Source organism: Pseudomonas avellanae BPIC 631 (assembly GCF_000444135.1).
Taxonomy (GTDB): domain Bacteria; phylum Pseudomonadota; class Gammaproteobacteria; order Pseudomonadales; family Pseudomonadaceae; genus Aquipseudomonas; species Aquipseudomonas avellanae.
Map to the genome: position 1 here is coordinate 1 of NZ_ATDK01000049.1, position 11,335 is coordinate 11,335.

Here is an 11,335-nt window from a genome sequence, read left to right on the forward strand (position 1 = left end):
TGCCTCGCGTGACGCTCTGCGTCACAAATCTGTGCCGCGCCGCTGATCCAGGATCGGAAGCAGAGCGTCCAGAACTGCATGCGACGCAGAGCGTCGCACGATGATCAACTGTGTAGTGTTTGTTTACTTTTCAGCCTTCCCAATCTTCGAGTCATCCTCACGCCAGATCAGGCGCGAAGTGTCGTAGCCTTGCTGGCGAGCCTTGCTGAGCATGTTTTCCCTGACCGATGCAGACACCGTCGGCGTGCGCGACAGCAGCCACAGGTACTTGCGGTCCGGGTTGCCGACTACGGCGGTTCTGTAGCCTTCGCTGACGTCCAGAATCCAGTAATCACCCTTGGCAACACCTGGCAGAAGGCGCGAGAACCAGTTATCGAATACAACCCATAGCTTGTCGGTCTTGCCCGGGACCTGTGGCGAGGCCGTGCCCGTTGCTTCTTCCCATTTGCCTTCAATCGTCCGGCAGCGGTTGGTCACCGCGATGTTGCCGTCATCCTTGAGCGTGTACTGCGCTTCGGACTGGGCGCATTTGCGCTGGAAGAACATCGGCAGGCGTGCGATCTCGTACCAGGTGCCCTGATACTGCTTGAGGTCAACGCTGTCGACAGTCCTTGGTTCAAGGTTGTCAGCCGAGTGGGCAAAACCGATAGCCAGGAAGCTGGCCATGACAAAAATTCCGAAACGTACCAGTACCTTGATCATGTTTTATTTCAGACCCTGACCCGAGAACAACACCACTTTGTCCGCTGCGTACTGCACGCTGATAAAGGTGTTCTGATCGCCCCATGTGCAACTGGACATGCCCAGCGCGCCGGAACATTCCGTCGGGCTGCCGAGCAGGGATTCGACCTGTGCCTTGGGCATACCAGCGGAAATTTTCGAGTAGTTTTCCTGAGTGATCTTGCTGCAGGCAGCCAGAAAGACGCAGAACGAGAGTAACGCGACAGTGCGCAAGGACATGGATGTAGCTCCTGAACGGAAGGGGGGCGCGTCGCAGTGCAGGCGGATGCAGCTGGCGCTGGCGCAGTACCGCAAGCTTAGAAGAGAAAAACGGGATCTGGTTCCCGCAGGGCGCAAGGATTTGTGGCGTGGATCGGAGGGTTGACTCGCAGCCCCGTGCTGGCTGCATCACCTCATGCTGATTTGCCTGAGCATTTGCCCGCTTGATGGCGGTTCAGCCAGGCTGAACCGCCACAGGAGCATCAGAAGCGGTCTTACTCTTTGTGATACGCGGTTGCGCGCTCGACTTCTTCTTTCGAGCCCAGGTACACCGCTACGCGCTGGTGCAGGCCTTCGGGCTGGATGTCGAGGATGCGCTGATGGCCATCGGTGGACGCGCCACCAGCCTGTTCAACCAGGAAGGACATCGGGTTGGCCTCGTACATCAGGCGCAGTTTACCCGGCTTGGACGGCTCGCGGCTGTCGCGTGGGTACATGAACAGACCGCCACGGGTCAGGATGCGGTGCACGTCGGCAACCATCGCGGCAACCCAGCGCATGTTGTAGTTCTTTTTCAGCGGACCGTCTTCACCGGCCAGCAGCTCGCTGACGTAGCGCTGTACCGGGGCTTCCCAGTGGCGCTGGTTGGACATGTTGACGGCGAATTCCTGAGTGCTCTCAGGAATGGTGATGTCTTCATGAGTCAGCACGAAGCTACCCATTTCACGGTCCAGGGTGAAGCCTTTCACGCCATCACCCAGCGTCAGCACCAGCATGGTCTGCGGACCGTAGATGGCATAACCGGCCGCGACCTGTTCGGTACCCGGCTGCAGGAAAGCCTTTTCGTTCAGCGCTTCGTTCTGGCTCAGGTATTCATTAGGGCAACGCAGTACCGAGAAGATGGTACCGACCGGTGCGTTGATGTCGATGTTCGACGAACCGTCGAGTGGGTCGAACACCAGCAGGTACGCGCCCTTCGGGTATTTGCCCGGGATCTGGTAGGCGTTGTCCATTTCTTCGGACGCCATGCCGGCCAGGTGACCGCCCCATTCGTTGGCTTCGAGCAGAATCTCGTTGGAGATCACGTCGAGTTTTTTCTGCACTTCGCCCTGAACGTTTTCAGTACCCATGCTGCCCAGAACGCCGCCCAGCGCGCCTTTGGAGACGGCGTGGCTGATTTCCTTGCAAGCGCGCGCCACAACTTCGATCAGGAAGCGCAGATCGGCAGGGGTGTTGTTGCTGCGGGTCTGCTCGATCAAGTAACGACTTAGTGTGACGCGGGACATGGATAGCTCCGAAAATAGGGGTATGAAAACCCGCGCAGTTTAACGCGAGTGGCGACGTAATACTGCTATCAGACTGGCTTATGCCTGTTTCAGTTCAGATGTCGGGCGAACCGAGCCCGACAGGCCGTATGTTTCAGCGTTTCGAAGCGCGTAAGGTGCTGAATGCCATCCAGCCCAGAAACAGCACGCCGAGCAACAGCACCGCCCACAGCCCCAAGCGTTTGAAGTCAGCGCTCTGTGTGGCCACCTGCGGCGCGGCGGTCATGTTGGCAACGCTTGCCGTGGCAGGTTTTGCGGTGCCGATAGAGGCCAGTTTTGCCGGGCTCAGGTCGGGAATCAAGGTCGCCAGCGACAGGTTCGCCGCCTTGGCTGCAGCGTTACCGACCGCCAGCGTGAATGGCCCGTTGCCGCGTGCCAGAAACACCACTTCCGTCGCTGGTACGGCCACGCTCAATTGCGGTGCCTCGTTGCCCAGCCCGCCGCCGCGGTCATCGACCACCAGCTTGAGCTGCTGAACGATACGCCCGGACAATTGCAGTTGGTCCTGCAACACATCGCTGTTGTTCTGCGACAGCCGATACAGCAGGCCACTGCTGACCGGCTGCCAGGGCTGTTTGGCGTCGATACGGCCGTAAAGTGTTGCCGGGGCGAGGCTGTTGGGTTGCGCGATATCGACCCTGACGCGCCCTACCGGCAGGCCTGCCGGCAATTGCCAGACATATTCGTTGGGGCTTTCAACGCTGCCCTTGACCGGCGGCGACCAGGTCAGCGGCGGCGTCGGGTTGTCGCTTGCGGCGCTCAGCACGTGCGCGGAAACCAACAGCGGAGCGCTGTGTGGTGCGCGCCACAGCAGGCGCAGATAACGGGCACTCTGACCCGGCAGGCCGACTTCACGCTGCTCGACCACTTCGTCGGCAAACGACAGGCGTGCAACTTGCCCCTCGCCCCAGTCGCGCCAGTGCTGCAAGTCGTCGCTGGCCTCGATGCTGAAATTCTGAAAGCCTTCGCGCTCGGTGCTCCAGTCGATCACCAGTTGTTCCAGCGGTGCCTTGACGGCGCTGGTGTCCAGCAGCCAGCCACGCAACACCTCTTCGCCGGCTTCGATGTCGCTTTGCGGCTGGACCTCGATCACGCTGCCGTTGCTGGAGCGCTCGATGCGGATGACCGGCGCGGTGTCGCCGGCTTCCTGCGTGCTGTACAGCGCGAACCATTTGACCTCGATCGGCGCGGGCTCCTGCTCGCGGGCGGGCTGTCGAGGGGTTATTGCATAAGCCTGCGGCTGCCCCTCGGCGTTGAACACACGCACGTCACCCAGGTCGGTCTGACGGGCATTCAACTGGACGGCAAGCGGTAACTCGATGCGATACCACGGCCCTTCGCCGCTGAGGCTCAGCGGGGTCTGACTGGCGAAATCCGCCGGCTTGTCCTGAGCGGCGGCGGTCATCACCGTGCACAAGGCCAGGCCAAGCACGGCGATTTTCATGGCGGGATGACTCAAGAACAGTTCCTCATGGCGTTTCAGGCGCGGCAGTCGGGCCAGGGCCGGGTGCTTCGCCGAGATTTTTGACAGCATGTTTCGGCGGTAATGGTGCGAAATATCCCACCACCAGTAGCAAAATGCCAACACCGATGAACGAGACGATACGCTCCATGCCGCCGCGATTGCTCAGTTCGACAAAAAACAGCTTGATCACCACCACCCCGATCAACGCTGCGCCGCCCAGCCAGATTTCGCGATTGGCGCGCATGTGGCCGCCGATCATCAACGCCAGCGCCATGAGCGTCCAGACAATCGACAAGCCCGCCTGAACGCGCATCGACGCCAGCAGTGCCTCGGTGTCCCACGGCACATCGGCCCAGTGATGAGCGGTGCGCATGACCATCGCCGTGATCAGTGCGAACAGCGAAGCGCCGGCCAGCAGCAGGGTGTGATTGCGTTTGTGCGTCAGGTAGCTGCGCATCCACAGGCACACGCCGGTCAGCGCGAGCAGCAGGCCGATTTCCAGCGGGTTGAACAGCGGCAGGTAAGGCAGCGGATCGGCGGAACCGTCGCTGAAGATATTCGCTAGCCAGAACCACACCAGCATCAGGGCCGCCAGCGGCGCGGCTGCGCCTATTTGATAAGCCTCGGGGCAGGCTTTCACGGGCCACGGCCATTGACGCGTCGAACTCATCGCCAGCAGGAACAGGCTCGGCAGGATCGCCCAACCCAGCCAGCGCCAGGCATTGTAGTACTCGGACAATTGCAACAGACCGAAACGCAACTCCAGTGCCAGCACGCTGATGATCAGCAGGCAGCCCACTGTGTGAGCGATGCGTTGGACAAGGATGGATTGCAGGCCCGTCAGGTAGCGCAGACTTAGCAGGTGCACAGCGAACACCGCCAGCCAGGCCAGCCAGCCCAGGTTGCCTGCCGGATTGTTTCGCAGGTACACCGAGATCATCAGCAATGCAGCGCACACAGGCGTTAGTGCGCTGCACAGCGCGGCGAGATCCGTCCAGCGCAAACGGAGGGCGAATGCGGCCCAGAGCGCCACGCTGATTGCCATGGCGATTAGGGCCGTGGAGGCCAGATACGGCGCTGGCGCGTGCAGGACGGCTGCGCTGGCCAGCGAAACCAGCCACCAGAACGCCCCCCAGATGACCAGCAGTGTTCGAGCGGTGCGCTGATCGATGAGGGTCAGCGAATTGAGGCGGAACACGCACCAGGCGCTGACCATGGCGGCGATGGCCAGAATCATCGGCGTCCAGTAATCATCGGCAAAGGCTTGCCGCGAGCTGTCGGTGCCGCCGCTGATCAGAATCGCGCTGGCGGCCAGTTGCAACACCAGGCCGAAAACCTGTGCCAGCTTGCGGTGCTGGCGCAGGCCCAGCCAGAAAACCGCTGCGCCTTCCACGGCCCAGGCACTGGTCGTCCAATGCGAACCGAGACCCAGCGGTATTGCCAGCGTGGCAAACACCACGCCCAGCGCCAGGCAGGTTTCCATCAGCAAAACGGTTCGGCCTGTCGCACGTGCCGCCAGCCAGCGTGCCAGCCCCATGTAGATCAGGCCCAGCGCGAGCGCGCTGAACGCAGCGCCAAACTCAAGGTGGTCGACCAGCGCGTATTGCAGGCCGAACCCGACGATCGGCGTGCCAAACAGCAGTGTGCCGTCGACGTAATCACCCTGACGTGCAGACCAGCGCAGCAGGGTTTCGCGACTGGCATCCGGTGGTGCGTCAGTGAGCTCCAGCAGCTTGTGACGGGCGAACAGCAGACCGATGGCCAGATACATCAGGAAAAACAGAATCAGAAAGGGTTCGGTGCTCCAGAACAGTTCGGGGGTGTAAGCCCTGATGCCCCAGGCGAAGCCGATGCCGAAGGTGCCGAAAAAACCGATCAGGTTGAGGACGCGCCAGGCCTTGAACCAGGCGATGGCGATGATGCCCGCATTGAGCAAGGCGAAATAACTGAACAGCGACACATGGCTGCCTTGCCCGGTCGAGGCCAGAATCGGTGCCGCAAACCCGCCAAGTGCGCCCGCGCAGGCCAGCGCCAACGAGTTCTGGTTCAGCGCCAGAATGGTCGAGAACGCAGTGACGGCGACCAGCAGCGCAAAGCCCAGCGTAGGGTCCAGCAATGCGTGCAGCTTCATCGCTGCGAATACAGTCAGGTACAACACGCCGACGCCAGCGCCTTGCAGCATCAGCGCGTAAGGCCCGTTGCGCAACCTTAGCCACCAGCCCAGCGCCAGCAAGGCCAGCGCACTGGCTGCAACACCGGCGTAGCGCGCTTCAATCGGCACGACCACGCCTTCAGTGGCATAACGCAGCAGAAACGCCAGGCCGAGAAACAGCACGACCACACCGACGCGCAACACGGTATTGCCGCCCAGCAGCCAGTTTTTTGCGCGCTCGATTGTGCTGTCCAGCAGGTTGGGTGTTGCCGGTTGTGATGGCTGGGGGAGTAAGACGGCAGGTTTGGGTGGTGGCGCTGGTTGCGGTTCGTCCGGCAGGTCCCAGATCAGTTCGGGGCCAGCAGTCGGCGTTTGCAGAATGACAGCATCCACCGGCAGGGGAGCGGCGTCCTGTGCAGGCGGTACGACGGCGGGTGCAGGCTGGCGTTCAAGCGCGCCAAGGCGTTGCTGGAGGGTCTCGATGTTTTTGCCGGTTGCGATGATCTGTTGCAGTTGAGCCTCGGATCGCCTGCCAAGCACCCGTACACGAATGCCTGCCCAGACAGCCCAGCCCATCAGCGCGCCGATCAGAAAACCCGTCCACTCGTCATAGCTGAGCAAATAGCCCAGTACTGCACCGCCCACTACCAGACAAATCCAAAGCACGCGACGACATCCTTTTCGGTGTGTGAAGGTTTATCGGGCGCAGTATATAGGGGCCGGCGGACATCGTTTGTAATGTTTTATGCGGGGTACGCACGCCCGATGGCTGCAGAGAACGGGCTTCTGCCCGGAGGGCCTGGGAGCGGACCGGGCGACGCTTCGCTTGTCCGCGATATCCGGTCCTTCGTAGGAGCGGACTCGTCCGCGAACTGCCGGGAACCGGCAGTAAAATCGGCCGCCTCGGTGTGTCAGACACAGCCAAGGTGACCGGTTTCAGGGCCGCTTCGCAACCCTTCGCTTGTCCGTGCCCTCTGGTCTTTCAAGGAGCGGACCGGGCGATGCCCTCGGTCAGATCAGACGAGTTTATAACTCAGTCCAGCGCCTTCCAGATGTCGCCTGCGTATTCGCGAATGGTCCGGTCCGAGGAGAACCAGCCCATGCGTGCGGTGTTGAGCACCGCCGAGCGCCACCATTCCTTGGAGTCGTGCCAGCGTTCCTCGACCTTGGCCTGGGCCGCCCAGTACGAGTCGAAGTCGGCACAGACCAGGAAACGGTCATACGCCAGCAACTGATCGATCAGGCCCACGTAACGGTTCGGATCATCCGGCGAGAACACCCCGCCACGAATCGCTTGCAGTACATCGTTCAAACGTCCCGATGCCTCTACATCACCATGCGCGCTGAATTCGCCTGCCTGTTTGCGGGCTTCGACCTGTTGCGAGGTCATGCCGAAGATGAACATGTGCTCCAGCCCGACCTGCTCGCTCATCTCCACGTTGGCACCGTCCAGTGTGCCGATGGTCAGTGCGCCGTTGAGGCCGAATTTCATGTTGCTGGTGCCCGACGCTTCCAGGCCGGCTGTGGAGATCTGCTCGGACAGGTCGGCTGCCGGAATGATGCTCTCGGCCAGGCTGACGTTGTAGTTGGGCATGAACACCACTTTCAGCAAACCACGAACCGTAGGATCGTTGTTCACGGTCCGGGCGATGTCGTTGGTCAGCTTGATGATCAGCTTGGCCGAGTGATAGCTGGCGGCTGCCTTGCCGGCGAAGATTTTCACTCGCGGCACCCAGTCCGTGCCCGGTTCGGCACGAATGGCCTGATACAGCGCGACGGTGTGGAACAGGTTCAGCAACTGACGCTTGTATTCGTGAATCCGTTTGACCTGCACGTCGAACATCGCCGCAGGGTTGACCGCAATGCCCAAACGCTCGTGAATGATCGCGGCCAGGGCACGCTTGCTGTGCAGGCGCTGATCGGCCATCTGCTTGCGGAACGATGACTTCTCGGCGAACGGCTCAAGCTCCTTGAGTCGGGTCTCGGCGTTGTCCAGCACATCCTCGCCCAGCGATTCGACGAGCATTTCGGTCAGTTTCGGGTTGGCCTGGAACAGCCAGCGGCGGAAGGTGATGCCGTTGGTCTTGTTGTTGATCCGGTCCGGGTAGATTTTGTGCAGTTCGGCGAACACGGTCTTGCGCATCAACTGAGTGTGCAGCGCCGAAACACCGTTGACGCTGTGCGAGCCGAGGAAGGCGAGGTTACCCATGCGCACCCGGCGACCGTTGTCTTCTTCGATCAGCGACACTGCGCGCAGCACATTGACGTCGTCGACACCTTTGGCGCGCAGCGTGTCGATGTGTTGCGCGTTGATCAGGTAGATGATCTGCATGTGGCGCGGCAGCATGCGCTCCATCAGGCCGACCGACCAGGTTTCCAGCGCTTCGGGCAGCAACGTGTGGTTGGTGTAACCAAGCGTGCCGACGGTGATTTTCCAGGCGGTGTCCCACGCAATGTTGTGGTTATCGATCAACTGACGCATCAGCTCGGCCACCGCAATCGAAGGGTGCGTGTCGTTCATCTGGATCGCAGCGTGATCGGCCAGGTCGGTCAGCGTAGCGTGCTGGTTCAGGTGGCGACGCAGCAAGTCCTGCAGCGATGCCGATACAAAGAAGTACTCCTGACGCAGGCGCAGTTCCTGGCCCGCTTCGGTTGCATCGTTCGGATACAGCACGCGCGAGATGCTTTCTGCGCGCACCACTTCGGCCACTGCACCAAAGTGGTCGCCGGCGTTGAAGCGCTCCAGATGCAGATCTTCCACCGCGCGGGCACGCCAAAGGCGCAGGGTGTTGACGCTTTTGCCGCGCCAGCCCACCACGGGGGTGTCATAGGCGATGGCTCGCACGGTTTCGCCCGGACGCCATACCTGACGCGATTCGCCCGCTTCGGTCACGACGGTGTCGACGCTGCCGCTGAAGCCGATGGAGTACACCACCTCAGGACGTTCGAATTCCCACGGGTTGCCGAAGTCCAGCCAGTTCTCGGTCTGTTCCTGCTGCCAGCCATCGACGATGCCCTGACGAAACAGCCCATGCTCGTAACGAATGCCGTAACCGTGGCCAGCAATGCCCAGGGTCGACATGCTTTCCATGAAGCACGCGGCCAGGCGGCCCAGGCCGCCGTTACCCAACGCAGCGTCGGGTTCGAGCAAGCGGATACGCTCGATGTCCACGCCCAGTTCGGTCAACGCTTCGCGAGCGACTTCCAGCAGGCCGAGGTTGCTCAGGCTGTCGTACAGCAGCCTGCCGATCAGAAATTCCAGCGACAGGTAATAAACGCGCTTCTGGACCTTGCGATAAATCTGTCGCGTGTGGTCCATCCAGTGTTCGACCATGTGGTCACGAGCGGCCAGGGCAACGGCTTCAAACCAGTCATGCTCAAACGCATGGTCGGGGTCCTTGCCCACCGAATAGGTGAGTTTGGCGAGCACGGCGGCGCGAAAAGCTGCCACATCAGCGTCACGAACAAGTGGTTCCTGAGACATCGATACAACCTCAAGTAGTCTGACGAATGGAAAACGGGATTCTTAGACTGTAGGCGTGTCGTCAGTTATTTCCTGAAAATAGAGAAATAATTCGGTTTACGACTCACGCTTCGACCCAGCACGACGGCTCTGGTTCGCGAACTTTTCAAATTGGCAAAACGCTTGCATCGATCGTTCCACCCCTATCAATGACGTGCAGCATGCTCATTCTTCGTTTCGGGTTTATGATGCCCCGTGGCAGAACAATAGAAGCCTCTGAACTGGACTTATGGAGCACTTATGCAGACTTTGTACCCGCAGATCAAACCCTACGCCCGGCACGATCTGGCCGTGGAACAACCGCATGTGCTCTACGTCGATGAAAGCGGTTCGCCTGAAGGGTTGCCTGTGGTGTTCATTCACGGTGGCCCGGGTTCTGGATGCGATGCGCACAGCCGCTGCTATTTTGACCCCAACCTGTACCGAATCGTTACGTTCGATCAGCGTGGCTGTGGCCGCTCCACACCTCACGCCACCCTCGAAAACAATACCACCTGGAAACTGGTAGAAGACCTCGAAGTTATTCGCGAGCACCTGGGCATCGACAAATGGGTGCTGTTCGGCGGCTCGTGGGGTTCGACCCTCGCGCTGGCTTACGCCCAGACCCACCCCGACCGCGTGCATGCTCTGATCCTGCGTGGCGTGTTTCTGGCCCGCCAGCAGGAAATCGACTGGTTTTATCAAGCAGGTGCCAGTCGCCTGTTTCCCGATTACTGGCAGGACTACGTCGCCCCTATCCCGGTGGACGAGCGCAACAATATTCTCGCGGCCTTTCACAAACGTCTCACCGGCGCAGACCAGATTGCCCAGATGCACGCCGCCAAGGCCTGGTCGACGTGGGAAGGTCGCTGCGCAACCTTGCGTCCCAATCCTCAGGTGGTCGACCGCTTTACCGATCCGCACCGTGCCCTGTCCATCGCGCGTATCGAATGCCACTACTTCATGAACAAGGCGTTTCTGGAAGAGAACCAGCTGATTCGCGACATGCCGAAGATCGCTCACCTGCCGGCAATCATTGTGCATGGTCGTTACGATGTCATCTGCCCGCTGGACAATGCCTGGGAGCTGCATCAGAACTGGCCCGACAGCGAGTTGCAGATCATTCGCGACGCAGGGCATTCGGCCGCCGAAACCGGTATCGCCGATGCGCTGGTACGTGCCGCCGCACAGATTGCGCAGAACCTGCTCGATCTACCGCCCGAAGAAGCCTGATGGCAGTGTTTTGAAACGGGTCTGACGTCTGGAAAGGTCGCTATGAAAGGTTTGTTGCAACGCGTGCGCGGCGCACGCGTCGAGGTGGGCACCGAGGTCGTCGGTGCGATCGATCAAGGTATATTGGTGCTGGTCGGAATAGAGCCTCAAGACACCCGTGCCAGTGCCGATAAGTTGCTGCACAAACTGCTCAATTATCGCGTGTTCAGCGACGCCGACGGCAAGATGAACCTGTCGTTGCGCGAAGTGAGCGGCGGATTGCTGCTGGTTTCGCAGTTCACACTGGCTGCAGATACCAAAAGCGGGTTGCGCGCAGGTTTCTCCAAAGCCGCTGCTCCAGCGCTGGGTGCCGAGTTGTTCGACTATCTATTGAGTCAGGCCAGAATCGCGCACCCGGTCGTGGCGGCGGGCCAATTTGGTGCGGATATGCAGGTGCACCTGATAAATGATGGCCCTGTGACATTTTTGTTTGAGACATAAGCTACGATTTCATCGTTACGCCTGGCGAATTCATCGTTCGTTCAGGAAATAAATTCTTTGTCATACCTGATGCGTTGTAGCGCGCGCTGCTGGATAATCGCGCGCTACGGGGATCGGCACTGTTGGTCCAATTGGTATGACAAAAGCGGTTCTGACATCGGATTGGGGAATCATTAAGCCCATTCGGAGTCGGAACAATGCTCGCCAACCCGGCATTGATAGCTGGCCGTTGGTTTATT

At 60.3% G+C, this 11,335-nt stretch carries 8 protein-coding genes; 2 read left to right on the forward strand and 6 right to left on the reverse strand.

What is annotated here, in order from left to right; translation table 11 throughout:
• Positions 1 to 123: 123 nt before the first annotated feature.
• From DW49_RS0103020 to DW49_RS0103045, 6 genes are all read right to left on the reverse strand, one after another.
• A complete protein-coding gene (locus DW49_RS0103020) occupies positions 124 to 702 on the reverse strand; it encodes a lipocalin family protein (protein ID WP_005621294.1) in 579 nt (192 codons plus the stop codon).
• Between the two features lie 3 nt (positions 703 to 705).
• On the reverse strand, positions 706 to 960 hold the full coding sequence (gene bamE / locus DW49_RS0103025; RefSeq protein WP_002551616.1) for an outer membrane protein assembly factor BamE domain-containing protein: 255 nt from the start codon (positions 958 to 960) through the stop codon (positions 706 to 708).
• Positions 961 to 1,214: 254 nt separating this feature from the next.
• Positions 1,215 to 2,225: a class 1 fructose-bisphosphatase gene (locus tag DW49_RS0103030; protein WP_005621267.1), complete on the reverse strand. Its 1,011-nt coding sequence runs from the start codon at positions 2,223 to 2,225 to the stop codon at positions 1,215 to 1,217.
• 133 nt (positions 2,226 to 2,358) lie between these two features.
• The gene (locus DW49_RS0103035) at positions 2,359 to 3,708 is read right to left on the reverse strand and encodes a DUF3999 domain-containing protein (protein ID WP_005621265.1); all 1,350 of its coding nucleotides are present in this window, start codon (positions 3,706 to 3,708) and stop codon (positions 2,359 to 2,361) included.
• Between the two features lie 25 nt (positions 3,709 to 3,733).
• On the reverse strand, positions 3,734 to 6,547 hold the full coding sequence (locus tag DW49_RS0103040) for a DUF2339 domain-containing protein (protein WP_005621263.1): 2,814 nt from the start codon (positions 6,545 to 6,547) through the stop codon (positions 3,734 to 3,736).
• 367 nt (positions 6,548 to 6,914) lie between these two features.
• Positions 6,915 to 9,365, reverse strand: a complete 2,451-nt coding sequence (locus DW49_RS0103045) for a glycogen/starch/alpha-glucan phosphorylase (RefSeq protein WP_005621260.1) — start codon at positions 9,363 to 9,365, stop codon at positions 6,915 to 6,917.
• A 279-nt stretch (positions 9,366 to 9,644) separates the two neighbouring features.
• On the opposite strand from DW49_RS0103045, the gene pip reads away from it, so the two are divergent.
• Positions 9,645 to 10,616 carry a prolyl aminopeptidase gene (gene pip / locus DW49_RS0103050; RefSeq protein WP_005621258.1) on the forward strand — a complete coding sequence of 324 codons (972 nt, stop codon included), beginning with the start codon at positions 9,645 to 9,647 and terminating at the stop codon, positions 10,614 to 10,616.
• 42 nt (positions 10,617 to 10,658) lie between these two features.
• Positions 10,659 to 11,096, forward strand: coding sequence for a D-aminoacyl-tRNA deacylase (gene dtd, locus DW49_RS0103055; protein WP_005621255.1), 438 nt, complete (start codon positions 10,659 to 10,661; stop codon positions 11,094 to 11,096).
• The last annotated feature ends 239 nt before the right edge of the window (positions 11,097 to 11,335 follow it).

Bases quoted from the DNA above. Each gene is read 5' to 3' on its own strand.
- DW49_RS0103020 (WP_005621294.1), bottom strand. From the start codon at position 702: ATGATCAAGGTACTGGTACGTTTCGGAATTTTTGTCATGGCCAGCTTC.
- bamE (WP_002551616.1), bottom strand. From the start codon at position 960: ATGTCCTTGCGCACTGTCGCGTTACTCTCGTTCTGCGTCTTTCTGGCT.
- DW49_RS0103030 (WP_005621267.1), bottom strand. From the start codon at position 2,225: ATGTCCCGCGTCACACTAAGTCGTTACTTGATCGAGCAGACCCGCAGC.
- DW49_RS0103035 (WP_005621265.1), bottom strand. From the start codon at position 3,708: ATGAAAATCGCCGTGCTTGGCCTGGCCTTGTGCACGGTGATGACCGCC.
- DW49_RS0103045 (WP_005621260.1), bottom strand. From the start codon at position 9,365: ATGTCTCAGGAACCACTTGTTCGTGACGCTGATGTGGCAGCTTTTCGC.
- pip (WP_005621258.1), top strand. From the start codon at position 9,645: ATGCAGACTTTGTACCCGCAGATCAAACCCTACGCCCGGCACGATCTG.
- dtd (WP_005621255.1), top strand. From the start codon at position 10,659: ATGAAAGGTTTGTTGCAACGCGTGCGCGGCGCACGCGTCGAGGTGGGC.